The 24907-nt window shown below is 63.4% G+C and carries 26 protein-coding genes; 4 read left to right on the top strand and 22 right to left on the bottom strand.

All coding sequences use genetic code 11. The annotated features are described in order from the left end of the window. Window positions 1–47: 47 nt before the first annotated feature. The 7 genes from LDN75_RS07805 to LDN75_RS07775 are packed head-to-tail and all read right to left on the bottom strand — an operon-like array spanning window position 48 to window position 6346. On the bottom strand, window positions 48–503 hold the full coding sequence (locus LDN75_RS07805) for a molybdenum cofactor biosynthesis protein MoaE (protein ID WP_223936567.1): 456 nt from the start codon (window positions 501–503) through the stop codon (window positions 48–50). Beyond that, window positions 493–996: a MogA/MoaB family molybdenum cofactor biosynthesis protein gene (locus LDN75_RS07800; protein ID WP_223936566.1), complete on the bottom strand. Its 504-nt coding sequence runs from the start codon at window positions 994–996 to the stop codon at window positions 493–495. Before LDN75_RS07800 ends, LDN75_RS07805 begins: the two co-directional genes overlap by 11 nt. Next, complete coding sequence (moaC, locus tag LDN75_RS07795) at window positions 993–1547, bottom strand: cyclic pyranopterin monophosphate synthase MoaC (RefSeq protein WP_223936565.1); 555 nt, start codon at window positions 1545–1547, stop codon at window positions 993–995. The genes LDN75_RS07800 and moaC overlap by 4 nt, the downstream gene beginning before the upstream one ends. Next, complete coding sequence (gene glp / locus LDN75_RS07790) at window positions 1535–2767, bottom strand: gephyrin-like molybdotransferase Glp (RefSeq protein ID WP_223936564.1); 1233 nt, start codon at window positions 2765–2767, stop codon at window positions 1535–1537. Before glp ends, moaC begins: the two co-directional genes overlap by 13 nt. A 60-nt stretch (window positions 2768–2827) precedes the next feature. Then, window positions 2828–4369, bottom strand: coding sequence for a molybdopterin-dependent oxidoreductase (locus LDN75_RS07785; RefSeq protein ID WP_223936563.1), 1542 nt, complete (start codon window positions 4367–4369; stop codon window positions 2828–2830). After that, the gene (locus LDN75_RS07780; RefSeq protein ID WP_223936562.1) at window positions 4366–5622 is read right to left on the bottom strand and encodes a HAMP domain-containing sensor histidine kinase; all 1257 of its coding nucleotides are present in this window, start codon (window positions 5620–5622) and stop codon (window positions 4366–4368) included. Before LDN75_RS07780 ends, LDN75_RS07785 begins: the two co-directional genes overlap by 4 nt. Beyond that, window positions 5609–6346 carry a response regulator transcription factor gene (locus LDN75_RS07775; RefSeq protein WP_223936561.1) on the bottom strand — a complete coding sequence of 246 codons (738 nt, stop codon included), beginning with the start codon at window positions 6344–6346 and terminating at the stop codon, window positions 5609–5611. Before LDN75_RS07775 ends, LDN75_RS07780 begins: the two co-directional genes overlap by 14 nt. Window positions 6347–6555: 209 nt before the next feature. On the opposite strand from LDN75_RS07775, the gene moaA reads away from it, so the two are divergent. Together moaA and LDN75_RS07765 are read left to right on the top strand one after the other, a co-directional pair. Next, window positions 6556–7683, top strand: coding sequence for a GTP 3',8-cyclase MoaA (gene moaA, locus LDN75_RS07770; protein ID WP_223936560.1), 1128 nt, complete (start codon window positions 6556–6558; stop codon window positions 7681–7683). Between the two features lie 4 nt (window positions 7684–7687). Further along, a complete protein-coding gene (locus LDN75_RS07765) occupies window positions 7688–7954 on the top strand; it encodes a MoaD/ThiS family protein (protein WP_223936559.1) in 267 nt (88 codons plus the stop codon). Here the strand turns inward: LDN75_RS07765 and LDN75_RS07760 are convergent. Then, window positions 7951–9066: a LuxR C-terminal-related transcriptional regulator gene (locus LDN75_RS07760; protein WP_223936558.1), complete on the bottom strand. Its 1116-nt coding sequence runs from the start codon at window positions 9064–9066 to the stop codon at window positions 7951–7953. The two genes, LDN75_RS07765 and LDN75_RS07760, sit on opposite strands and share 4 nt — an antisense overlap. A 115-nt stretch (window positions 9067–9181) precedes the next feature. Between LDN75_RS07760 and LDN75_RS07755 the strand changes: the two genes are divergently transcribed. After that, on the top strand, window positions 9182–9475 hold the full coding sequence (locus tag LDN75_RS07755) for a hypothetical protein (protein ID WP_223936557.1): 294 nt from the start codon (window positions 9182–9184) through the stop codon (window positions 9473–9475). A gap of 49 nt (window positions 9476–9524) precedes the next feature. On the opposite strand, the gene LDN75_RS07750 is transcribed toward LDN75_RS07755, so the two are convergent. The 8 genes from LDN75_RS07750 to truB form a co-directional block, all read right to left on the bottom strand. Further along, window positions 9525–9986, bottom strand: coding sequence for a DUF1579 family protein (locus LDN75_RS07750; protein WP_223936556.1), 462 nt, complete (start codon window positions 9984–9986; stop codon window positions 9525–9527). Window positions 9987–10087: 101 nt separating this feature from the next. Next, window positions 10088–11431 (bottom strand): pitrilysin family protein, encoded by a 1344-nt coding sequence (locus LDN75_RS07745; protein WP_223936555.1) that lies wholly within the window; start codon window positions 11429–11431, stop codon window positions 10088–10090. Between the two features lie 178 nt (window positions 11432–11609). Beyond that, complete coding sequence (locus LDN75_RS07740) at window positions 11610–13859, bottom strand: polyribonucleotide nucleotidyltransferase (protein WP_223937522.1); 2250 nt, start codon at window positions 13857–13859, stop codon at window positions 11610–11612. A 245-nt stretch (window positions 13860–14104) separates the two neighbouring features. After that, a complete protein-coding gene (gene rpsO / locus LDN75_RS07735) occupies window positions 14105–14374 on the bottom strand; it encodes a 30S ribosomal protein S15 (protein WP_223936554.1) in 270 nt (89 codons plus the stop codon). Window positions 14375–14559: 185 nt separating this feature from the next. Beyond that, entirely contained in the window at window positions 14560–15543 is a 984-nt protein-coding gene (locus tag LDN75_RS07730; protein WP_223936553.1) for a bifunctional riboflavin kinase/FAD synthetase, read from the bottom strand. Window positions 15544–15610: 67 nt separating this feature from the next. Next, complete coding sequence (locus LDN75_RS07725) at window positions 15611–16066, bottom strand: hypothetical protein (RefSeq protein WP_223936552.1); 456 nt, start codon at window positions 16064–16066, stop codon at window positions 15611–15613. Between the two features lie 20 nt (window positions 16067–16086). Then, window positions 16087–16440, bottom strand: coding sequence for a hypothetical protein (locus tag LDN75_RS07720; protein WP_223936551.1), 354 nt, complete (start codon window positions 16438–16440; stop codon window positions 16087–16089). 2 nt (window positions 16441–16442) lie between these two features. Next, window positions 16443–17375: a tRNA pseudouridine(55) synthase TruB gene (gene truB, locus LDN75_RS07715; protein ID WP_223937521.1), complete on the bottom strand. Its 933-nt coding sequence runs from the start codon at window positions 17373–17375 to the stop codon at window positions 16443–16445. A 34-nt stretch (window positions 17376–17409) separates the two neighbouring features. Between truB and LDN75_RS07710 the strand changes: the two genes are divergently transcribed. Further along, window positions 17410–18594, top strand: coding sequence for a pyridoxal phosphate-dependent aminotransferase (locus LDN75_RS07710; protein ID WP_223936550.1), 1185 nt, complete (start codon window positions 17410–17412; stop codon window positions 18592–18594). A 6-nt stretch (window positions 18595–18600) separates the two neighbouring features. Here LDN75_RS07710 and LDN75_RS07705 read toward each other — a convergent pair whose 3' ends face one another. The 6 genes from LDN75_RS07705 to rimP form a co-directional block, all read right to left on the bottom strand. Continuing rightward, the gene (locus LDN75_RS07705) at window positions 18601–19083 is read right to left on the bottom strand and encodes a nucleoside deaminase (protein WP_223936549.1); all 483 of its coding nucleotides are present in this window, start codon (window positions 19081–19083) and stop codon (window positions 18601–18603) included. Between the two features lie 77 nt (window positions 19084–19160). After that, complete coding sequence (rbfA, locus tag LDN75_RS07700) at window positions 19161–19664, bottom strand: 30S ribosome-binding factor RbfA (RefSeq protein ID WP_223936548.1); 504 nt, start codon at window positions 19662–19664, stop codon at window positions 19161–19163. A 77-nt stretch (window positions 19665–19741) separates the two neighbouring features. Continuing rightward, the gene (gene infB / locus LDN75_RS07695) at window positions 19742–22618 is read right to left on the bottom strand and encodes a translation initiation factor IF-2 (RefSeq protein WP_223936547.1); all 2877 of its coding nucleotides are present in this window, start codon (window positions 22616–22618) and stop codon (window positions 19742–19744) included. A gap of 152 nt (window positions 22619–22770) precedes the next feature. Then, window positions 22771–23112 carry a YlxR family protein gene (locus LDN75_RS07690; RefSeq protein WP_223936546.1) on the bottom strand — a complete coding sequence of 114 codons (342 nt, stop codon included), beginning with the start codon at window positions 23110–23112 and terminating at the stop codon, window positions 22771–22773. 194 nt (window positions 23113–23306) lie between these two features. Further along, window positions 23307–24287 (bottom strand): transcription termination factor NusA, encoded by a 981-nt coding sequence (nusA, locus tag LDN75_RS07685; RefSeq protein WP_223936545.1) that lies wholly within the window; start codon window positions 24285–24287, stop codon window positions 23307–23309. Further along, the gene (gene rimP, locus LDN75_RS07680; protein ID WP_223936544.1) at window positions 24287–24898 is read right to left on the bottom strand and encodes a ribosome maturation factor RimP; all 612 of its coding nucleotides are present in this window, start codon (window positions 24896–24898) and stop codon (window positions 24287–24289) included. The genes nusA and rimP overlap by 1 nt, the downstream gene beginning before the upstream one ends. Between the last annotated feature and the right edge of the window lie 9 nt (window positions 24899–24907).

Raw genomic sequence — 24907 nt, 5'->3', positions numbered from 1 at the left:
CCGGCAGGAACCGTGACTCCGCGCCTACTCCCCCGGGCCGTTCCCGTCTACTCCCCCGCCCCGACCCATTCCACTGTGCCGTCGCTGAAGAACTGTTCCTTCCAGATGGGCACCTGGGCTTTGACGCGGTCCACGAGTTCGGCACAAACGGCAAACGCCTGACCCCGGTGGGCGGCCGCTACGGCACACACCAGCGCGGGATCCCCGATCTCCAGCATCCCGATCCTGTGTGCGGCCCAGATCCTGACTGGTTGCTGCGCTTCACCTGAGTGCTCAGCCACCAGCTCCGCAACCACGTCCGACATGATCCGGTGCGCTGTGGGGTGGGCGCTGTAACTGAGGCGGTCCACGGGCTTGCCGGAATCGTGGTTGCGTACGACGCCGCTGAAGCTGACCACCGCACCGGCGGTGTCAGACTCGACTGCCGCAATTGCCTGCTCCACGGAGATGGGCTCGGCGCTAAGGACAGCGCTAACAACTTCGAAGTCTGTTTCAGTGCCCATGGCTTCCTTCCAATTGATCGACGAGGTGCCCGATCACCGGATCCAGGACAGCCAAGCCATCCATGACGCCCTTCGGGGAACCGGGCAAGTTAATGATGAAGGTCTTTCCTGCTGCTCCGGCATGGCCGCGGCTCAGCATGGCCATGGGTGTCTTTGCGGCGCCAGCCCGGCGAATGCCCTCCATAATGCCCGGGATCTCACGGTCCAGCAGGGGCAATGTTACTTCCGGCGTCCTGTCATCCGCGCTCAGGCCCGTTCCGCCACTGGTGATGACGACGGCGGGCTGCTGCGTCAGGAGCGCCCTCAAAGCAGCGCCAACGGGCTCGCCATCGGGCACCACCATGGTGGGGAAGGCGTCAAAGCCGTGTTCCTTCAGCCAATCCAGGATGACGGGGCCGGTTTCGTCCGCGTAGATTCCCGCTGCCGCACGGGTGGAAGCGATAACGACGCCGGCCTTCCGCGGCCCGTGGGCGTTTGGTTCGCACGCACTCATGCTTGGGCTCCTTCCGGCGCCGCGCTGCCCTGGTTCCAGGCAGTGTGTTTCCAATCCCCGCTCTTACCACCGCTCTTGGCCAGCACCTGGATGTCTGTCAGTACTGCGTGCTTGTCCACGGCCTTGATCATGTCGTAGACGCTCAGGGCCGCTACGGACGCAGCGGTGAGCGCTTCCATTTCGACGCCGGTGACACCACGCGTCTTCACCGTAGCTAGTACTTCGATCGAGTCGGTTCCCAGCTTGAAATCCACGGTGACCTTGGAAATGGGCAACGGGTGGCACAAAGGGATCAGTTCGGGTGTTTTCTTAGCGGCCATAATCCCAGCCACCCGCGCCACGGCGAGCGCGTCGCCCTTGGGGAGTTCGCCGGCGCCGAGGAGAGACAGGACTTCGGCAGTGCTGCGCACAGTGGCGGTGGCAGTGGCCTCACGGGTGGTAATTGCTTTCTCGGAGACGTCCACCATTTGGGCAGTGCCGTCTTGCCGGAGATGGGTCAGCCCGCCTGCGCTGCCGGAAGTGTTCGTGGGAGTTTCATTCACAGCATCCATACTTCCACTTCACTTCCCTCCGCGAGTTCCGTGACGTCGCTGGGGATCTGCACCAGGGCGTTCGAGCGCGCCAAGGCGTGCACGAGGTGGCTTCCGGCACCACCCTCCATCCGGACAGAGCCGTCGGGCAACAGGGTGCCACGGCGGACTTGATGCTTCCCTTCGGGTGAGCGCAGGGGTTCAGCCAAGCGCGCCCTCTGTACGGGCCGAGGTGCAGGGACGCCGTGGATCACCGAAAGCGCGGGTCGCAGGAACATTTCGAAGGAGACGAGGCAGCTGACAGGGTTGCCGGGAAAGCCGAGGAACGGAACACCTTCAAAGCGGCCTATTCCTTGAGGGCCTCCGGGCTGCATGGCCACCGGCAGGAAATCCACGTGCTGGTCCGCCATGGCTTGGCGGACTACCTCGTAGGCACCTTTGCTGACGCCGCCGGTGGTCACGATCAGGTCCACACCGTGTTTGCCGTCCTCACTTCCCACGTGGCTGTGAAGTACTGCGAGCAAACGGGCGGGATCGTCATCGGAGATTCCGCTTCTCACTACGTTGAGGCCCGCTTGACGCATGGATGCTTCCAGGAGCGTGCCGTTGGAGTCATAGATCTTGCCGGGTGCCAGGTTCTGGCCCGGTGCGAGGACTTCATCGCCCGTGGTGACCAGCAGGACGCGCCATGGCTTGCGGACTTCGACGGCGGTCAGCCCCAGCGCCGCCAACAAGCCGAGCTGCGCTGGCCCCAAATATGTCCCCGCGGGCAGGGCCAGGTCACCTTCCTTGATGTCGCTGCCGGCGTTGCGGACGTAAGTGCCGGGAGTAGTCGCGGGGACTTCAACCTCAACGTCCGTGGCCTCAGGATTTGGGAACGTGCTGGGAACCGCAAGCTCAATGGGAACAACGGCGTCGGCACCCTCTGGAATCATGGCACCGGTCATGATGGGCACGGCGAAGCCGGGCTTCAACGCGTCCGGAGCCGCCCCCGCCGGAACAGGTGCCGCCACACGTAGCTTCGCACCGCCGTCGGGAATGTCAGTGGAGTTGACGGCAAAGCCGTCCATTTGGGAGTTGGCAAACGGCGGCAGGGAAAGTGGCGCGAGGAGGTCGACGGCGAGCACCTTGCCCAACGCTTCCAGCAGCGGCAGCTGTTCAGTCGCCATGGTCGCGGCCGGACGGCTCAGTAGCTCCACTACGGCGTCGCGGTGGGCGGCAACGGATCTGGGCAAGGACATCCTCCTGTGTGGTCACGCTGTGTGGTCTGGAGATTATCCGGACGTACCCAGAGTAGGGCCTTAAGTGACCTTCACATTGATGGTGTGGTAGCCGGTGGCGCCGTCGGGAGCCACCGGGGCCCGGTCTTCGGTCTGTGGTTTGCCCGAAGAGTCAGTTGCACGCACTTGGACTTCATAGTCGCCGGGTGTGAGATCAAGGCCGAGCTGCCACTGGTACCAAGTGTCCGTGGATATTCCTGGTGCGAGCATCGCCTGCTTCCAAGGACCACGGTTGACGCGGAGTTCCACGTGGTCCACGCCACGATGCTGGGCCCAGGCCACACCTCCGAACTGAACTTTCCCCGCTTTCACCGTCCGGCCACTGCGCGGAACATCGATACGGGATTGCGTCTTGATGGGGCCATGGTCACTCCAGCCGCGGGGAGTCCAGTACGCGGTGTCGTCGGCAAAACGGGTGACCTTGAGTTCGGTGAGCCATTTTGTTGCTGAGACGAAGCCGTAAAGGCCCGGCACGATCATCCGCACTGGGAATCCATGTTCCAAGGGCAATGGCTCGCCATTCATCCCGACAGCCAGGAGGGCATCGCGGTCATCTGTGAGCGCTTCCAGGGGCGTACTTGCTGTCCATCCGTCATTGCTGGTGGACAGCACCATGTCCGCCCCGGGCTTGGGGCCCGCCATGGCCAGGAGCTCGCGCACAGGCCAGCCGAGCCAGAGTGCATTTCCGATGAGTTCGCCGCCGACTCCATTGGACACGCACGCGATAGTGATGTGCCGTTCCGTCATGGGCTTGGTGAGGAGCGTCGCGAAGTCGAGTTCGATCTCGCGGTCCACCATTCCGGTCACTTTCAATTTCCATGCCGGAGGGTCGATGGCCGGCACCGTCAAAGCAGTGTCGATCCGGTAGAAGTCGGTGTTGGGGGTGACCAAAGGGCTGATGCCTTCCAGTGGCAGCGATGCGCCGGCCGGAATGGCCTGCTGCGAGGTTGCTGGCTCCGGAAGCGTCAACGCGCCTCGAAAACCTGATGCCACGGCTGTCGCCCGCGTCAGGACAGCGGTGACCGCTCCACCGACTGCCGCCGCGAGCGAGGTGACCGCGAGCGCGTTCAGGAAGCTCCGCCTTGCGAGAGGGGCAGTTTCGGGCAGTAGTGGCGGTGTTCCGGGCGGTACCCAGGTGCCCAGCCGGCGAATCAGCATGCGGAGCAGCAGCATGGTGACGACGGCGGCCACGATGGGGGCGATGGCGGCCTGCGGTGTTGTTTGGGCCCGGGTCAGGACGGCGGTCAGGCCGGCAGCACCGGCCAGGCCCGCGAGGACAAGTCCGAGTCCTGTTTGCCGGCGCTCCAGGAACCCTGCCAGGGCGGCCAGGACCCCGGCCACAATCACGATGGTAGCGACCAGTACGATCTTGTCCGCAGTTCCGAAGAGCTGCACGGCGAGATCCTTCACTCCGGGAGGCACGGAATCGATAACTGCACCGCCCAGTGCGGTCACTGGAGAGACGAGGGGACTGAGGAAGCCCGCGCTCAGCTCGCCTGCGGCAATGCCCGCTGCTCCGGCGCCCAATCCGGCAACCGCTGCCCAGAATCCAGGCCTTCTCATGCTGCGCCTCCTTGGCGATCCGCGGCAGAAGCAGGCTTATGGGCTCCATGGCCTTCCGGAGGGGAACCTGCGCCTTCCTGAGGGGAAACTGCCGGAAGGGAGCCCGCAGGAAGCGACAGCGCAAAGCGGCACCCGCCGTCGACGTTTTCCACGGTCACATCTCCCCCGTGCGCTTTTACGATGCCTGCCACCATGCTCAGTCCGATTCCTGCCCCGCTGTAGCTTCCCTGCGGTCCCGCGGAACTGCCTCTCGAGGGGTCCTTCTGCCACCCGGTTTCGAACAGATGGGGCAGGTCCTCCGCGGGGATGCCCCCGCAATGGTCTTGCACGGCGACCACGGTGTTTCCGTTGTTTCTTCCAACGCTGATAAGTACGTCGGTATCCGGCTTGCTGTAAATGATCGCGTTGAGGAGGACGTTCCGGAGAGCCCGGGCCACGCTGGGTCCGTCGGCTACTGCCATGCATTCGCGGTCTCCGCCGCCGGTGAGCGTGATGCCGCGTTGCGCTGCAAGCGGCGCCAGGTCCGACAGCGCATCACTGACAAGGTCATAGACATCCAGTGGTTCGGCGCGCAAGCGCAGGCTTCCGGCCTGGATCTTGGACAGCTCCAGGAGATCGTTGACCATGGCAGTCATTTGCTCCGTCTGCCCGATGATTTTCCGGTAGTACTCCGGGATATCGGCGACCATGCCGTCCTCGAGGGCTTCGGTCATGGCACGCATGCTGGCCAGCGGAGTGCGGAGGTCGTGGGAAATCCACGATACGAGTTCGCGCCGCGCAGTTTCAATGGCTGCCTCCCGTTCGCGCGATTCCGCCAGGTTGCGGCTGCTGGCTTCCAGTTCCTGGGCCAGCTCCGCGAGTTCAGAGGTCATCGCAGGCCCGGCCCGCATTCCATCGGTACTGCTATGGTCCAGCGTTTCGCCCCGACCGAGCCTTCTGGCCGCTCCCACAAGGCGCGCCGCATTCCGGGACACGCCGGCTCCAAGCACGAGCGAGAGGGCCACTGCTACAGCCGACGCCGTCGCCAGGATGTACCACATGACCTCAAGGTCCCTGGCAGAAATGAACATGGCATTGAAAGCGCTGACCATGCCTGCCACGAGGACTGCCACTGTAGCCACTACAACCAGGCAGATCTGGGCCAGCACCGAGGCACGGCGAAGGACACGCAGCAGCCCCAGCGTGATGGCACCGATGATCACTGCCCACAAGAACACCCAGGCAAGGATGGTCGCCAGCTCAGTGCCCTGCATGGCCATCCCCTTTGGCATCGAACCTGTAGCCAACGCCCCAAACGGTCTTGAGCAGCTCTGGTTTGGTGGGATTGTCCTCGATCTTCTCGCGGAGGCGACGCACATGGACTGTCACTGTGGAAAGGTCGCCAAAGTCCCAGCCCCAGACTGCCTTGATGAGTTCTTCGCGGCTGAAGACCTGGTTTGGCCTGCGCAGCAAGAAGGCCAGCAGATCGAACTCGCGCACCGTCAACGTCAGCGGGGTTCCCAGATGAGTGACGGTCCGGGATGCGGGATCAAGTTCAAAGCCTGCCAGTTCCACCGGTGGTTCAGGGGAGAATTCCTTGACGCTGCGGCGCAGCACGGATTTGACGCGAAGGACAAGCTCCCGCGGCGAAAACGGCTTGGTAACATAATCGTCCGCGCCCATCTCCAAACCCAGGATCCGGTCATCTTCGGTTCCCAAGGCAGTGACCATAATGACCGGCACGCTCATGCTTTGCCTGAGCCGCCGGCACACTTCCACTCCGTCCAGTCCGGGCAGCATGCGGTCCAGGATCACCAGGTCAGGGTGGCGCGTTGCGGCTAGTTTAAGCGCCGTGAAGCCGTCGCCTGCCACGTCCACCTGGAATCCGGCCCGCAGGAGATAGTCGCGAACAACATCAGCGATGGTCTGCTCGTCTTCGACGAGAAGAATGCGGCGATTACCGGGCTCTGCCGCTGATGATGCCGATTGCGTGGTCACGCTTTCAGCATAGGTACCGCGGCGCTGCCCGGCACCGGATCCAGGCCTCTTCCGGGCCAATGTCCGCATTCCGTAAGAACTGACCGCAGCAAGGCATCTCCCTGGGGCAGGTCCTGGGCACGTCCGGGGCACCTCAACCAGGCGTCCGATGGGTGAAACGGAATGTAGCCGGTATCACTGTTCAAGCCAGTGTGGCGTAGCCTGAATTTATGAGTGTTCAGCTAGGCATGCCTGTGCCTCTTTCGGGCAGCGCTGCGGGCAGCGGCCCGGTTCCGCCGCCGCGTCCGGCTGGCACGCCCACGGGCCTGTGGGACCGCTACGGACGCCGGGCGACTGATATGCGCCTATCCCTGACGGATAAGTGCAATCTGCGCTGTACTTATTGCATGCCTGCGGAAGGGCTGGAATGGCTCTCCAAGCAGGCAGTGATGACCAAAGACGAGATCATCCGGATTGTGCGCGTAGGCGTTAACGCCTTGGGTGTGCGGGAACTGCGCCTCACCGGCGGTGAGCCTTTGGTCCGGGCGGACCTGGTGGACGTCATAGCAGGCATCCGCAACGAGCACCCCGAACTTCCCATTTCGATGACCACCAACGGCGTTGGCTTGGACAAGAAAGCTGCTGCCCTCAAGGCCGCGGGTCTTACCCGGATCAATGTCTCCCTTGATTCGCTTCACGAAGAAACCTTCGCCAAGCTCACGCGCCGGCCTTTCCTGGACCGCGTCCTTGCCGGTGTTGACGCTGCCTGGGCTGCGGGCCTTGGTCCGGTCAAGTTGAATGCCGTGCTGATGAGGGGCATCAACGATGCCGAGTCTCCGGACCTTCTCGCTTGGGCCTTGGGCCGCGGCTACGAACTCCGTTTCATCGAACAGATGCCACTCGACGCCGACCACGGTTGGACCCGGCGCAATATGATCACTGCGGCCGAAATCCGCGAACTCCTGTCCAAGGATTTCGTCCTCAGCCGGGATCCGCGCGAACGCGACGGCGCCCCAGCCGAACGCTTTGAAGTACGACGCCGGGACCTGGCAACCAGCCAAGCCACAGGGCCGGTCCTCGGTACTGTAGGGATCATCGCCTCGGTCACCGAACCGTTCTGTTCAGACTGCCGGCGCACCCGCATCACAGCCGAGGGCAAGATCATGAGCTGCCTGTTCTCCCGGGAGGAATTCGATCTCCTCGGGCTCCTTCGGGACGGCGCTACGGATAACGAGCTTGCCCAACGCTGGCAGGACGCCATGTGGGTCAAACCCAAGGCCCACGGAATGGACCACACCGGCCTCGGCGCACCGGACTTCGTGCAGCCGGACCGCAGCATGAGCGCAATCGGAGGCTGAACCCTTGCTTGTACGTTACTTCGCTGCCGCACGCGCGGCCGCAGGAGTCGAAGAGGAGATCCACCCGCTTCCGGAAGGAACCAGCCTGGAGGCCCTGCTGGAAGCTGCCCTCGCCGTCGAACGTCCAATGCCCCCGGAGGGAACGCCAACGCTCGCCCGCATTGTTGCCCGCAGCAGCTTCCTCAGGAACGAGGTAGCGGTTCGCGATCCCTCTGTCCCACTGGGTGCGGAGGACGTCATCGACGTCCTCCCTCCATTCGCAGGCGGCTAAACGGCAGAGTCAACAAACCCGGATTCACCGGCCGCGGCGCTTCCGAATGCCAACGCCAGGACGCCGGCACGGCTGTGCATTCCGGTTTTCGCGAAGATGCCCTTGAAATGGTCCTGTGCCGTTAGTGGCGAAATTCCCATCCGGTTGGCGAGGGACTCGTTCTCCAGGCCTGCCGCCAGCAGGGCCAACGCCTGCCTTTCGCGCGCCGTCAATCCGTAAGCCCGAACGAACACACCAAGGCGGGCTGCGGGCAGGCACTCCTGGATAGTGACAGCGATGGCCGGAGTATTTGGCGATTCAGTGGGGCTGTCCATCCGCGCGGCCCGCAACGAGGCCCACTGACCGCCACCGACGTGAATTCGGGCTGCGGACGCTCGATTGTCTATCTGTGCTTCCTTGGCCAACAGCTGCGCCACGACGTTGTATACCTCTGCCGGGATCCCGGCATGTGGACGGGGTGCCCGCTGTAGAAGGGACAACCAGTCGCTTGCGCTGCTTGTCTGTCCGAGGACCCGCATGTCTTCGTCCATCACCAGGACAGCTTGGGCGGGCATGGCCCCTTTCGGCCCAACAGGAGCTGCGGCGAATTGCTGCGCCCGGCTGCGGCGCAGTCCAAGGGTCATCGCCGGCGCGAGCGAAACAAGGAATTCGAGTTCCTCCACGCTGAATGCAGGATCTGTGGCTTCCCGCCAGAGATCGAGCCATGACCAGATGCCGTGCTGGTCCGCGAATGCCAGTGACGCGATGTCTCCCACTCCGTATCCGCGCAGGATGGTGTCCCAGAGCGGGTGTCGGGCAGGATCTCCAGCAGTGGCAGCAAAGAGTGAGGCGGCCGGCCGCGCGGCTTCGGACAGGACTGTCCAGCGGTTTATTCGGCTGGCATATCTGGCCTTGATGACCAGTGGCACCTCGTTGGGGCACGGCACTGCCGCCATGGGCGCAACACCGGTTGCCGACTCGGGATCCGTCAACGGCCAAACGAAAGCGCTGAAACCCACCACGTGCCGGATCTCCGCCAAAGCCGCCTCGCGAAGGGCATGGTCATCCCCCGCTGCGAGAAACAGGTCCTCAATCCGTTCCCGTGTTCGGTAGGTTGCCCACGAGCTGGCCATGGAGCAAGTATGCGCCGCCGCCGGCAGTTCCGGACCCCCATGAATCTGGGATATCCTCGCCTGTCCCCCGCTCCTAAGCTGGCAGCACCAACGTGAACTACAAGGAGGGAATGCCATGTACACCCTGTACATCGAACACGGAATCAAGGACTTCACCCAATGGAAAGCCGCCTTCGACCGTGATCCCTTGGACCGCGCCGCCTCAGGTGTACAGCAGTTCCGGGTGGGGAGGCCCTTGGAGGATCCCCGTTACGTGCTGGTTGAAATGGATTTCGAGCGTGCGGAGGAGGCTGCGGACATGGTAGAGCGGCTACAGGCATCTGTCTGGAGTTCCCCGGTCAACGCCCCGGCCCTCCAAGGCGCGCCAAAGACGCGGATTGCCGAAACGGTGTATACCGGAACGTATTGACGGAGCCCCTGCCTGACCGGAACTCTGCGCAGTTTCCCTCATGCCGCCGTCAGGTCTTCCGGAACACGCTCTTTAGGAGGGGGCTGAATTCGGTCGTGCCCTCGAGCCGCAGTTCCGCCGTGTGCACCAGGACCCCGTCCTCGACACGGAACGTGTGCCGGGCTACGCCGTCGGGTGTTCGCCGTTCCACCGTCAGAGTCCCGGAGTGCCATGTGCCGCGCACCGGGGCAGTTGGCGGGCGGCCCATGCTGTCAACGTAATACCAGAGCGTGTCCCCATGGGCGGGATCCACGGTGAACATTCCATGCCCTTCAAAGTGCGTTCCGTCGGGCTCACGGTGCCGGTAGCTCTGCACCACGGCGTATCCACCTGCGGCCTGCGTGAAAACTGCTTCGGCCTCGGCAGTCCGGGCTGCACCCCATGGTGACTGTGCTATTTCCGTGATGCCCCGCCAGTGTCCGATGAAGGCTTTCAGCAGTTCTGCGGCATGTCCGCTTGGGGGCAGGTCCATCACGACTCCAATGTGAGCAGGGCAGCATCATCGTGTGATCATGCTGCCCTGTTTACAGTGCGGGAGTCCAGAGAATATGGACGGGATGAAGACGCTGCGTCCTATAAGCCGAAGGTCTCACTTTCTTCGAAAGGCCCGACGACGGTGATGGTGCGGGGAGCTGCGGCAAGTTCCATGGCGAGTTCCTGGACTTCGTCAACAGTGACAGCCTTGATCCGGGCCAATGTCTCGTCAATATCCTGGAACTCCCCGGATACGAGTTCTGCCCGGCCCAACCGGGACATACGCGAGCCGGTGTCCTCGAGGGCGAGGACGATGCCGCCGCTGAGTTGCCCCACGGCCTTCCGGAGTTCCTCCTCGGTGATCCCATCCTTGGCAAGCTTGTCCAACTCGAGACCAAGAAGAGCCAGCACTTGGCGGACCTTTGACGGAGTGCATCCCGCATACATGCCGAAATAGCCGGCATCTGCATAAGCAGCCGTGAACGAATAGGTGGAGTAGACGAGGCCGCGCTTCTCGCGGATCTCCTGGAAAAGCCTGGAAGACATTCCGCCTCCGAGCACTGCATTGAGCACGCTCATGACGAACCGGCGGTCGTCCGTGGCCACGATGGTGGGGCAACCCATGATGATATTGGCCTGCTCCACGGGACGCTTGACCACGTGGAGACCAGACGTGCCCGTGATCACGGCGCGGTTGGTAGGCCGGCGATCTACCGGGGCTGCTTCCGGAGCCAGGTGCCAGCCTGCTGCTTCCAAAGCCTTTTGGACGAGATCGCAGACGACGTCGTGATCCAAACCGCCGGCCGCGGTGATGACCAGTTCCTCCGGACGGTAGTAGCGCTGGTAGTGCTCCCAGACGGAATCCCTGGCAACCGCTTTGATGGCGTCCGGCGTTCCACCAATGGGACGCGCGAGCGGGTGGCTGCCGAGGACGGCTGCCACGAATTTCTCGTGCGCCACGTCTGTGGGGTCATCGCTGTCCATGGCGATTTCTTCAAGGATGACGTCCCGCTCCTGTTCCAGCTCCGCCGGATCCAGGACAGCACCGGTGATCATGTCCGCGATGACGTCGATGGCCATGGGCAGATCCGTGTCCAGCACCCGGGCGAAGTAGCACGTACTTTCCTTTGCAGTGGCAGCGTTGGACTCACCACCCACCTCATCAAAGGCTGAAGCGATTTCCAAGGCGGTGCGACGTTCAGTGCCCTTGAACAGGAGGTGTTCCAGGAAGTGCGTGGAACCATGCTGGCCGTCCGCCTCATCACGGGAGCCGACTGCCACCCAGAATCCGATGGTGGCCGAACGCTGCCCGGGCATTGCCTCGGTGAGGACACGCACGCCGCCGGGTAGGACCGAACGCCGTACGACGGAACCGCCCTCGGCACCATGGATCAGTTCGCCGCCGGGAAGTGTCTGCTCCAACGGCAAGGGTACGACAGTCATTAAGACCTTTCGGGTTCAGGGGCGCTGCTGGTCAGTCAAATCTGCCCTGCAATCCTATCAGCGGGAGGATCCGCCAGAGGCCCCCTTCCGAAGGGCCCCATCACAGTATGCGTTGTTAAAAGCCGGAGGGGCCTGTGGACCTTTCAGCCCACCGGCCCCTCCGGGTACTGCTTACAGACTACTCTGCGGAAACTTCGGCTTCTGACGGAGCGTCCTCGGAGGCTGCGCCTTCTTCCTCGGCAACAACCGGGGAGAGGGAAAGCTTTCCGCGGTCGTCGATCTTGGTGATCTCGACCTGGACCTTCTGGCCGACCGAGACGACGTCATCAACGTTATCCACGCGCTTGCCGTTGGCCAGCTTGCGGAGCTCGGAGATGTGCAGCAGGCCATCCTTGCCCGGGGTAAGGGAAACGAAAGCGCCGAAGGTGGTGGTCTTGACGACCGTGCCCAAGTAGCGCTCACCGATTTCCGGTACCTGCGGGTTGGCGATGGCGTTGATGGCGGAACGTGCTGCATCAGCAGACGGACCGTTGGTGGCGCCAATGTAGACCGTGCCGTCATCTTCGATGGAGATGTCCGCGCCCGTGTCTTCCTGGATCTGGTTGATCATCTTGCCCTTGGGGCCGATGACCTCGCCGATCTTGTCTACGGGGATCTTCACGGCGATGACGCGGGGGGCGAACTCGGAGAGCTCATCCGGGGTGTCGATCGCTGCGTTGATGACCTCGAGGATGTGGAGGCGGGCTTCGCGGGCCTGCTTCAGGGCTGCTGCGAGCACCGAAGCGGGGATGCCGTCGAGCTTGGTGTCCAGCTGGATGGCCGTGACGAACTCGGACGTACCGGCAACCTTGAAGTCCATGTCGCCGAAGGCGTCTTCGGCGCCAAGGATGTCGGTCAGGGCTGCGTAGCGGGTCTGACCGTCAACCTGGTCGGAAACCAGGCCCATGGCGATACCGGCAACAGCTGCCTTCAGCGGGACACCGGCGTTGAGCATGGAGAGCGTCGAGGCACACACCGAGCCCATGGACGTCGAACCGTTGGAACCGAGGGCTTCGGATACCTGACGGATGGCGTACGGGAATTCTTCACGGGAAGGCAGAACCGGCACGAGCGCGCGCTCTGCGAGGGCGCCGTGACCGATTTCGCGGCGCTTCGGGGAACCGACGCGGCCAGTCTCACCGGTGGAGTACGGCGGGAAGTTGTAGTTGTGCATGTAGCGCTTGCGCGTTACCGGCGACAGCGAGTCGATCTGCTGCTCCATCTTGAGCATGTTCAGCGTGGTGACGCCCATGATCTGGGTCTCGCCACGTTCGAAGATGGCAGAACCGTGAACGCGGGGCAGAACCTCTACCTCGGCGGTCAGCTGGCGGATGTCCGTGAGTCCACGGCCGTCGATGCGGACCTGGTCCTTGAGGATGCGCTGGCGGACAACGTGCTTGGTGACCGAGCGGAAAGCTGCGGACAGCTCCTTTTCACGGCCTTCGAAGTTACCGGCGAGTGCACCGAGGACTTCGTCCTTGAGCTCGTCGGATGCGTTGTCGCGCTCCTGCTTGTCGGCGATCTGGAAGACCGCAGCCAGCTTGTCGGCGGCAGCGGCTTCCACAGCTGCGTAGACGTCATCCTGGTAGTCCAGGAAGACCGGGAACTCGACGGTCGGCTTCGCCGCACGGGCAGCAAGATCGGCCTGGGCTTCGCAGAGCGCCTTGATGAACGGCTTTGCGGCTTCGAGGCCCTCCGAAACAACTTCTTCGGTGGGAGCAGTTGCGCCCTGTTCCTTGATGAGGTTCCAGGAGTTGTCGGTTGCTTCGGCTTCAACCATCATGATGGCGACGTCGTCACCTGCAATGCGGCCGGCAACAACCATGTTGAACACGGCGTTCTCAAGCTGCGAGTGCTTGGGGAAGGCAACCCACTGTGAACCCTGTTCGTCGGCGATGAGGGCAACGCGGACGCCACCGATCGGGCCGGAGAACGGGAGGCCGGAGAGCTGGGTGGACATGGAAGACGCGTTGATGGCTACGACGTCGTAGAGCTCGTCCGGGTTGATCGCCAGGACGGTCACGACGATCTGGACCTCGTTGCGCAGGCCCTTGACGAAGGCCGGGCGAAGCGGGCGGTCCATGAGGCGGCAAGCCAGGATCGCTTCCGTGGACGGGCGGCCTTCACGGCGGAAGAACGAACCCGGGATACGGCCGGCAGCGTACATGCGCTCCTCGACGTCAACCGTCAAGGGGAAGAAGTCGAAGCCTTCGCGCGGCTGCTTGCCTGCGGTGGTTGCCGAGAGGAGTGCGGTGTCTTCGTCGATGTAGACCATCGAAGCGCCGGCAGCCTGCTTGGCAAGACGGCCGGTTTCAAAGCGGATGACACGCTTGCCAAAACGGCCGTTGTCAATAATCGCTTCGGAGAACTGGATTTCGGGACCCTCCATGAGAGTCACCTCCGTTTCTGATTTAGCGGAAGTCCGCCGCATCAACCCAGGCCTCTTCTTTATTCCTGGCCTGTACGACACCCGGTCATCGATCGAGATCCACGGGCTTCATCGTCACCGATGACCCTCCCGGGAATCACTACCGAGGACCGCGAATGCGCGATGCGGTTGATTTCCTGTTTTTTTAGTTGTTTTTGAAGAAGGCGGCCCGTTCCGCGAGGGATCGGGCCGCCCCCAAAGGCAGACTAGCGGCGCAGGCCGAGGCGCTCGATGAGCGAACGGTAGCGGGCGATGTCAGTGTTCTTCAGGTAGGAAAGCATGCGCTTGCGACGACCAACCATGGCCAGCAGACCGCGCTGGGTGTGGAAGTCGTGCTTGTGCTCCTTCATGTGCTCAGTCAGATCCTTGATCCGCTGGGTCAGGACTGCAACCTGGACCTCGGGCGAACCGGTGTCGCCTTCAGAGGTTGCGTATTCCTGGATGATGGACTGCTTTACAGCGGCGTCAAGTGCCACGTGAACTCCTAGAGTTGTGCCGTGCCTCCCGGTGCAGCGCCTCGCTGACGGGTTGCTTCCGGTGCGTCTCCGCACACAAAAACAGGTCCAGCCGCCACGGACTGCAGCCGGATCCACTAATAGTTTACCGGCAGGTCAGCATTGTTGTCGAAACACGTCGTGCCGGGCGAGTAGTCCTGCTGGGGCTAGGGCTTGGCCAGCAGTTCGTGTGCCTGGGCTACATCGAGGCACATCTGCTCCACCAGGGCCTCGGGCCCCCGATAGGCCACCATGCCGCGCAGGCGCTGGGTAAACTCGACCGCGACAGTCTGGCCGTAGAGGTCGAAGTCCTCCACGTTCTCCTCAGGACGGTCAATTACGTGGGCCTCCACCTGACGGCTGACACCATCAAAGGTGGGGTTGGAGCCGACGGAAATCGCAGCCGGCCATCGCGTTCCGGACTGGTCTACCAACCAGCCTGCGTAAATGCCATCCGCAGGAACGTAACCCGTGGAGTCGTGCGACAGGTTTGCCGTGGGGAATCCCAGGTCCCTGCCGCGGGCAGCCCCGTGGACCACTTCACCGCGCATACGGTGGGGGCGTCCGAGGACAGCGGCAGCAGTCACGACGTCGCCTTCCGACAAGGCTTCCCGCACCCAGGTTGAGGAGCAGCGGCGGTCGGTGTCGCCGTCGTCGTGGACCGGGAAGCCTCCTGCGCCAAACTCATTGACCACCTGGACGCCAAAGCCGAGCTGCTCGCCGAGCTCCTGCATGGTGACGACATCCCCCACGTTTCCAGCGCCGAAGCGGAGATCGTGGCCGACCACGACATGCGCGGCGTGGAGGGACTCGAGGAGGACCTGCCGGACAAACTCGATGGGCGTCATGGACGCGAGATCCAGCGTGTACTTCATGACCAGGACAGCGTCCACCCCTGTTTCGCCCAGGGCGTCCAGTTTGTCCTGGAGGCCCATGATCAGCTCAGGGGCGGAGTCGGGGCGGTGGACCTGGGCGGGGTGGGGATCAAAGGTCACGGCCACTGACGGGATGTGGTGACGCCTGGCGGTGTTCGTCAGTTGTGCGAGAACATGCTGGTGGCCGCGATGGACGCCGTCAAAGTTCCCGATGGTAACGACTGTTGGTCCGAAGTCCTTGGGGACTTCGGTGGGATCGTTCCAGATGTGGACCATCAACCTCGCCTTTTACTGCAGATATTCGTTCCGCCCGGCAACCTCCCGGCGCCGGAACATTCTAAGGTTACCCGCTGTGGCTATTCGCTTTGGACGGCCGGCGCTTGTTCAGCCACAGCAGTCCGAGGACGGGCAGCACGAGCGGGACGAAACCATAACCACGTCCAAACAGCGACCACACAGTGTCATGCGGGAAGGCCACCGGATCGAACAGGCTTATGGCCCCAACCACCAGCACGCCGAGGAGTTCGACAAGTACCGCGGCCAACGACACCTTGAACCACGTGCGGCCCGGCTTTGCCAGTGAGATGGTCGCTACGACGTAGACCACGGCGGCGAACGCCGACAGGACATGCGCCAACGGAGCCTCAGCAAACTTGGTGGCAATCTGGTAACCCGCGCGGGCGGTCGCCGAGAGCGCGAAGACGGCATAGACAGCGATCAGCAAACGCCCCGGGCCGGTGTTGCGGGTGTCCTTTTGCGGGGCCCGGCTGGCGTTGGCTTCAGTCTCGGTTCCACTCATGTTTCGTTTTTCCTTCACGGTCAGTACCAGATTTGGTTCATGCGGGCGGCCATAACGAGCGCGGTCACACCCACCGCTGCGAGGACGAAGTTGCTCCAGCGGGTCCGTTCCAGGATGGCCCAGTACACGGCTCCCAACGGAATCATCAGCGCCGTGACCAGATACCCCCAGAACTCCCAGGCTTCACCGGCCATCTGTTCGCCCAGGGCCACGCGAACAATCGAACCCACCAGGTAGACCAGCAGCGCCAGCTCCACAGCCAGCACGGAGAAGATGGTGACGTCGTTCGGGGCCTTCTTCATCAAACCTGCCACGACACACATGATCGTGGAGACCAGGCCAACAATGAGAATGGAGTAGAAATAGCCGTCCATGCCTACTTTTCCCCGCCGACTGTCCCGGTTCCGGTGCCGGGGGCAAAAACCAACACAGGCTTTGCGAAGCTCCCGGTATCGGCGAGCAGGGCCACCAGCTCTCCCGACGGCGCGAACGCTGCGGCAGGATTCTCTGCCGTGGCGGCAGCCGGCGTTCCGGCGCCAGGCCCCGCGGCGATGCGTCGGCCAAATGAGATCTCGGTGGTTTCCTCGCTGCTCAACTCCCTGTTGGGCATGAGGGAACGCGCAGCCAGGGACATGTCCAGGACTTCGAGTTCTTCAGCAAGTTGTTCCAAAGTCCGCGCTTGGTCGATCGTGTACGGACCCACCTGGGTTCGCCGTAATGCGGTGAGATGGCCGCCGACGCCCAAGGCGATACCGAGGTCGCGGGCCAGGGCCCGGATGTACGTACCGGAGGAACATTCCACTGTGACATCGACGTCGACCACCCTTCCGCCGTCGATCCTGTTGATGGCGTGGATGTCGAAACGGTGGATCGTGACGGGCCGTGCTGCCAGCTTGACCTCTTCGCCGGAGCGGACACGGGCATAGGAGCGTTCACCGTTAACCTTGATGGCGCTGACGCTGCTCGGCACCTGCTGGATGGGACCGGTGAGGGCAGCGACGCCGGTTGCAATGGCGTCATCGCTGACCTCCGCAGCACTCCGCGCCTGGGTGACTTCGCCCTCGGCGTCGTCAGTGATGGTGGTTTCGCCGAGCCTGATGGTAGCTGTATACGTCTTGGACGTTCCGACAATGTAGGTCAGCAGCCGTGTGGCCTTGTTGATACCAAGAACCAGGACGCCGGTAGCCATGGGATCGAGCGTGCCCGCGTGCCCCACTTTCCGGGTGCCTGCCAGCCGCCGCATCCGGCCAACCACATCATGGCTGGTCCATCCCTGCGGTTTGTCAACGATTACCAGTCCAGAAAGCACGCTTACCAGTATATGGGTGGCTAGGATGGCTCCCATGCCTGAGCTTGCCGCGCACGTCCGCGACGTCCCCGTAAACCAGATCCGTGAAATTACCGAGGCCGCCTGGGCCACCCCTGAAGCGATTGTGCTGAGCATAGGCGAGCCGGGCTTTGCCCTGCCACGGCACGTCCTCGACGCCGGAATAGCCTGCCTTGAGCGGGACGAAACCAACTACACACCAAACGCAGGCATCCCCGCGCTCCGCGAGGCCTTCGCCGAGAGGTTCCGTGACTATCATCACGTGGAAATAGGTGCCGAACGGGTCTACGTGGTGGACGGAGCGCAGCAGGGCCTGCACTTCGCCATGAGCCTGCTCCTCTCCCCCGGCGACGAAATACTGATCCCGAACCCCGGCTATCCCACGTTCGCAATGACCAGTCGGCTCCTCCACGCAGTGCCCGTTCGGTATCCCCTGTACCCACATAACGACTTCCAGCCGGACATTGCGGACATTGAAGCCCTCATCACGCCGCAGACCCGGGTTCTCGTGTTGAACTCGCCCTCCAACCCCCTGGGTGCCGTCATCAGCGAGGACGCCACCCGCCAACTTGTGGAACTCGCCGTCCGGCACGATCTCTGGATCCTCTCGGACGAGTGCTATGAAGCCTTCACCTTTGACGTCCCTCACGTCAGCCCGGCCCGGTTCGACAGCAACGTCCCCGGTGAGGCGCGCGTCTTCACTTCGCTGACGCTGTCAAAGACCTACGGGCTCACGGGCCTCCGGATCGGCGCCTTGATCTGCCCACCCGGTTTGGAAAAGAAGATGAACAACGTCATGGAAGCGATTGTTTCCTGCGTTGCCTCGCCCTCGCAGTATGCGGCGTTGGCGGCGTTGACCGGCCCTCAGGAGTACGTGACGGACGCGCGCAACCACTACAGGACCAACCGTGATGCCGCCTCCGCTGTTCTGCAGAGCAAGGGAATCCCCTTCCTGGGAGCCCAGGGAGCCTTCTACCTGTGGGCTGACGTGTCCCATGTGAGCGGCGGCGACGTCCGCGCATGGGTCCACGCTTTCCTGGCGGATTCCGGTGTCGCCTTCGCGCCCGGCACCGCTTTTGGGTCGATCGGCGAAGGCTGGATCCGGATTGCGCTGTGCGGCGATCAACAGGACCTGCTCGACGGCGTGCAGCGGCTTCCTGCCCGGGCGCACGTACTGTCGCCGGAGCTCGCGCAGCGATAGCTGGCGTCAGTAGTCGGTGCGTTCGGCATAGTTGCGCCATGCCTCGAAAGGCGTCTCGGAAGCAGCGACCGGCGCGTGTTCTACGGGAAGCAGCTCCGGCCGAGTGCCGGCGAAGTACTCGTAGAACACCGCATCATCGAAGCCGGCCCTGGCGGCTCCGTGCCTGTCAGCGGCGAAGTACACCCGGCCGATCCTGGCCCAGAGCGTGGCCGAGAGGCACAAGGGACATGGCTCGCAGCTGGCATAGAGCACTGAACCGCTGAGATCGAAATTGCCGATGTCGGCTGCGGCGCGGCGAATGGCAACCACTTCCGCATGCGCGGTGGGATCGTTGTCCCGTGTTACCCGGTTGACACCCTCATGGATGCGTCCATCCGGGGTGACGACAACAGCGCCAAACGGCCCACCGCCGTCGGAGACGTTCTGCACGGCGAGCCGAATCGCATGGTTCAGGAATTCCTCAAGCTGCTGAGCACTGTGCGCCGACATGCTCCGATCTTAGCGAGCATGGACGGCAGAAAGGCCGGTTCCCCATGAGGAACCGGCCTTTCCGGCAAGAAAAACTTCTAGCGGTTGGCGTCTTCGTCGAGTTCGTCATCGTCCGCGAGGTCGATGTCTTCTTCGTCGAAGTCGTCTTCGTCGATTTCTTCGGATGACTCGCCCTTGTAAGGGTCAGCCTCGCCTGCGTGCTTGGCGCCGGCAGCCAAAGCGGCTACCTCGGCGTCCCGACGCTTTGCCTCACGAAGCAGTTCCTCAAGGTTTGATGCGTTGACAGGGATCTGGTCCGCAACGAACTCGAGGGTCGGAGTGAGCCGGACGGTGATGTTGCGGCCAACTTCCTGTCGCAGCACACCCTTGGCCTTCTCCAATGCCCTCGCGGCATCAGCGTGGGCCACCTCGTCACCGAAGACGGTGTAGTAGATGGTGGCGTGCTGAAGGTCGTTGGTGACGCGGGCGTCGGTGATCGTAATGGACTCGACGCGCGGGTCCTTGACCCTGCGGCCGAGGGCCTCGGCAACGACGACCTTTATCCGCTGCGCCAACTTGGCAGCGCGTGCCGGATCGGCCATGACTTCCTCCTGGAAAGTAGAAACGGGTACGGAACGGGTCCGCCGGGGCTACCCGACGGACCCGCTCCAAGCGGAACCTAGACGCGCGGCTTTTCGCGCATCTCGAAGGTTTCGATGATGTCGCCTTCGGAGATGTCGTTGAACGAGCCAAGACCGATACCACACTCGAAGTCAGTACGGACTTCGGTTGCGTCATCCTTGAAGCGCTTGAGCGTCTCAACGGTGAGGTTGTCACCGATGACCTTGCCATCGCGGCTAACGCGTGCCTTGGTGTTACGACGGATGATGCCCGTGCGGACGATCGAACCGGCGATGTTTCCGAACTTGGAGGAACGGAAGACTTCGCGGACCTCGGCAGTACCGAGCTGGACCTCTTCGTACTCCGGCTTGAGCATGCCCTTGAGGGCCATCTCGATGTCATCGATTGCTGCGTAGATGACGGAGTAGAAGCGCATGTCCACGCCTTCGCGGTCAGCCAGTTCAGCGACGCGCTCAGCAGGCTTGACGTTGAAGCCGATGATGATGGCGTTGTCCACCGTTGCCAGGTTGACGTCGTTCTGCGTGATGGCACCCACACCGCGGTGGATGACACGGAGCTGAACGTCGTCGTCTCCGACATCGATCTTGAGGAGGGCGTCCTCAAGGGCTTCCACGGCACCGGAGACGTCACCCTTGAGGATGAGGTTGAGGGTGTCGATCTTGCCTTCGGCAACGGCCTGGTCAAAGTCTTCCAGGCTGATGCGCTTGCGACGCTTGGCCAGTGCGGCGTTGCGGTCGGCAGCTTCACGCTTCTCGGCGATCTGGCGGGCCGTACGCTCGTCCGGCGTCACCAGGAAGGTGTCACCAGCACGCGGCACGTTGGACAGGCCGAGGACCTGAACCGGGCGGGACGGCAGAGCGACATCCAGTGCCTCGCCGTTCTCGTCGAACATGGCGCGGACGCGGCCGTGAGCCGTACCGGCCACGATCGTGTCACCCACGGCCAGGGTACCGGACTGCACCAGGACGGTAGCCACGGAACCGCGGCCCTTGTCCAGGTTCGCTTCGATGGCAATGCCTCGAGCGTCCTTGTCCGGGTTGGCGCGCAGATCCAGTGCGGCATCGGCCGTCAGCAGGACGGCGTCGATCAGTTCATCGATGTTCAGGTTCTGGCGTGCGGAAACCTCAACGAACATGGTGTCGCCACCGTATTCTTCGGGAACCAGGCCGTACTCGGTGAGCTGACCCTTGACCTTGTCAGGGTTGGCGCCTTCCTTGTCGATCTTGTTCACTGCGACGACGATCGGCACGTTGGCTGCCTGGGCGTGGTTGAGTGCTTCCACCGTCTGCGGCATAACGCCGTCGTCGGCAGCAACAACCAGGATCGCGATGTCGGTGACCTTGGCACCACGTGCACGCATGGCCGTGAAGGCCTCGTGACCGGGGGTGTCAATGAAGGTGATGTCGCGGGCCTTGCCCTCGTGGATGTGGCTGATCTGGTAAGCACCGATGTGCTGGGTGATTCCACCGTGCTCGCCGGCCACAACGTTGGAGTTGCGGATGGCGTCAAGCAGGCGGGTCTTACCGTGGTCAACGTGACCCATGACGGTGACAACCGGCGGGCGTGCCTCGAGGACATCGTCACCCTCGGCGTCGAGCTCGTCCTGGATGTTGATGTCGAACTGGTCCAGCAGCTCGCGCTCTTCGTCTTCCGGCGAAACAACCTGGAGCTTGTAGCCAAGTTCGGCGCCAAGCAGGCCAAAGGTGTCTTCGTCGAGGGACTGCGTAGCCGTTGCCATCTCACCGAGGTGGAACAGAACGGTCACGAGCGACGCGGGGTTCGCATCGATCTTCTCGGCAAAGTCCGTGATGGATGAACCACGGCGCAGACGGATGATGGTCTCGCCATCGCCGCGGGGTACTGATACGCCGCCCAGCGACGGAGCACTCATCTGCTCCAGTTCCTGGCGCTTTGCACGCTTCGACTTGCGCTGCTTGCCACGACCGGCGCCGCCCTTGCCGAAGGCACCCTGGGTACCACCGCGACCGCGGCCACCCTTGCCGAAGCCACCGCCGGCGGGAGCGCCGCCACCGGTACCTGCACCTGGTGCGCCACCGGGACGACCCGGTCCGCCACCCGGACGGCCTGCGCCACCGGGACGGCCAGCGCCACCGGGAGCCGGACGCTCAGTGCGGTTGGGCATCATGCCCGGAGTAGGACGGTTCCCACCGGGGCCACCAGCGGGACGCGGGGCACCACCGGGACGGGGTGCACCGGGACGCGGAGCGCCCGGACGGGGACCACCGCTGCCTGCTGCGGGACGGGGACCACCGGCACCTGCTGCGGGACGGGGACCACCGGGGCGTTCGCCATCGTTGCGGCCACCGGCGCGGGGCATGCCCTGTGAGGTTGCAAACGGGTTGTTACCCGGACGCGGCGGACGTTCGCTGTCGCCCCCACGGCCGCGGGGCATGCCCTGGGACGTGGCGAAGGGGTTGTTACCCGGACGGGGACCACCAGGACGCGGAGCCTGGCCGCCCTGGCGGGACGGAGCCGGAGTCTCTGCCTTGGGAGCAGGACGGGCACCTGGCTTTGCCGAAAACGGCGTGGACGCAGCGGGAGCCGCGGGCGCTGCCGGGGCAGGCGCCGCAGGAGCAGGTGCAGCGGGGGCAGGTGCCGCCGCTGCGGGCGCTGCCGGAGCAGGAGCCTTGGGTGCTGCCGGGCCCGGCGCCGGAGCGGCCGGACGGGATGTTGCGGGAGCAGCCGGAGCCTTGGGGGCGGCTGCAGGTGCGGGGGCAGCTGACTTTGCAGCGCCTGCACCCGGGTAGGCGTCGCGAAGCTTCTTCACGACGGGGGCCTCAATGGTGGAAGAGGCGGAGCGAACGAATTCGCCCAATTCCTGCAGTTTTGTTACTGCATCTTTGGAAGTAATACCGAGCTCTTTGGCGAGCTCATGTACGCGGACCTTGGCCACATTTCTCCTGTCTCGGTCCGCACCGAGCCAGGCACGAACCGTCTACTTCTTACTGCGGGCCCCTGCCGCTAGCGCGACTGAAAGGCCCATTGCAGAGCGCAACAAAGTTGTCATCGTTACGCACTCATCGCTGGGAACTCATCGGGTTTCCATCAGTTTTCTGACCCGCTTTCAGGTTTGGACGGTTTTCCTGTGGCAGCCGGGGCCTCCACAAGTGGCGCGCCTGACATGAGGTAGCTTTCGACGGCGCTCGTTTCGGTAGCGCCCGCAAGGGCCCTTCCGAAAGCACGCCGCTTGATCGCCAATGCCAAGCACTTTTCGCTGGGGTGAAGCCACGCACCCCTGCCGGCCATCCGGCGTCGAACATCGACGAGGACAGTGGATGAACCACAGCCTTGGGCGACCAGCCGGACAAGCTCGGACCGGGAGCCTTGCTTCCGGCATCCGATGCACGTACGAACGGGACCATGGCCGCGTTCAAGCAGTTCAGCCACGATGTGTCCTTACCTGCCTCTGCAAACTTGCGCTGACGACCGGCCCTGCACACGCAAGTACGGCACGTCAAAGCGCGCGGATACCGGACGTAAGCCCGGTTCCATCTATTCTAGCCCCCCGGCCCCGGACAGCCGAAACCGGCCGCACAGCCAGCGCGGCGCGGAGCCCGGCGGCCAGGCCACCGGGATGGCCGCTACTCGGCCTTTGCCGGGGCGGCGTCTGACACGATATCGATCCGCCATCCTGTCAGCTTGGCAGCAAGGCGTGCGTTCTGGCCTTCCTTGCCAATCGCCAAGGAGAGCTGGTAGTCCGGAACCACTACCCGGGCCGAGCGCGTTGACTCGTCCGTGATGGTGACGGAATTCACTCGGGACGGCGACAAGGAGTTGGCGATGAAGGTCGCCGGGTCCTCGCTAAAGTCCACGATGTCGATCTTTTCGTCGTTGAGCTCAGTCATGACCGCACGGACGCGGGAACCCATTTCGCCGATGCAGGCGCCCTTGGCGTTCACGCCCGGGGTGTTCGCCTTGACGGCAATTTTGGTGCGGTGACCGGCTTCCCGGGCAAGTGCCACGATCTCCACGGAACGGTCCGCAATTTCCGGAACTTCCATTTCGAACAACTTACGGACCAAGCCCGGGTGCGAACGCGACAACGTAATGGACGGACCCTTTGCCCCACGGTGTACATCCACCACGAAAGCACGCAGCCGGCTGCCGTGGATGTACTTCTCGCCAGGAACCTGCTCGGGTGGCGGCAACAGCGCCTCCACGGATCCGAGGTTGACCTGGATCATGTGCGGGTTGTTGCCCTGCTGGATCATGCCAGCGACGAGTTCGCCTTCACGGCCCTTGAACTCACCCAACACGTTATCGTCCTCAACGTCGCGAAGACGCTGCAGGATGATCTGGCGTGCCGTGCTCGCGGCGATCCGGCCGAAACCGGCGGGGGTGTCCTCGAACTCCCCAATAGCCTCGCCCTCGTCGTCGATTTCCGTTGCCCAGATGGTCACGTGGCCGCTCTTGCGGTCCAGCTCAGCACGGGCCTTCTCGAAGGCACCGGGCGTCTTGTGATAGGCCACCAGGAGCGCTTGCTCGATGGTGGGAATCAGGAGGTCCAGCGGGATTTCACGCTCACGCTCCAGGAGTCTCAGTGCGCTCATGTCAATATCCATTAGGCCTCCTCGGAAGGTCCATTGTGTTCGTCTGCCAGCCCGGCCTCGTGGAGGTGGCTGAATTCAATCTCGACTTTTCCGTGGCGGATCCTGTCGAAAGGAATAGTGATTGGCTCGCCCTGCTTGGGCTTCATGCCCTTCTTGACCTCGTGCTCCGGAATGAGCGTCACACCAGTGTCATCGACTGACGCGATCCGGCCCAGGACGTTCTCACCTTGGATGACGTTGACCCGGACCATGCGGCCGCGGGCCCGGTGCCAGTGGCGCGGTTCCGTCAGCGGACGGCCTACGCCTGGCGAAGAAACCTCGAGGTCGTAGGGACGGCCGTCGTCGTGGGGATCGTTGTCCAGAATATCGGACAAGCCACGCGAGACGTCGGCGATGGCGTCAAGGCTGACACCTCCGGTCTCCTCCTGTGGAAGATCCACGACGACGTGGACCGTCCGGTGTGAACCGGCGACGTGGATGGAAACATCCTCGAGGTAGAGCCTGTTGGCAAGGACTGCCGGTTCGAGCAGCGCCTTTAGCCTGCGCTCTTCCGGGTTGTGGATGGTGGCCGTTGAATTCGACTCAGTACGGTCTGTTGAAGTCGTGGCTTCCGAGTCACTCACGTTGCCCGC

The sequence above is a fragment of the Arthrobacter sp. StoSoilB5 genome, assembly GCF_019977235.1.
GTDB lineage: Bacteria > Actinomycetota > Actinomycetes > Actinomycetales > Micrococcaceae > Arthrobacter.
Note: the sequence above shows the minus strand (reverse complement) of the source record. Positions and strands in the feature narration are given on the sequence as shown.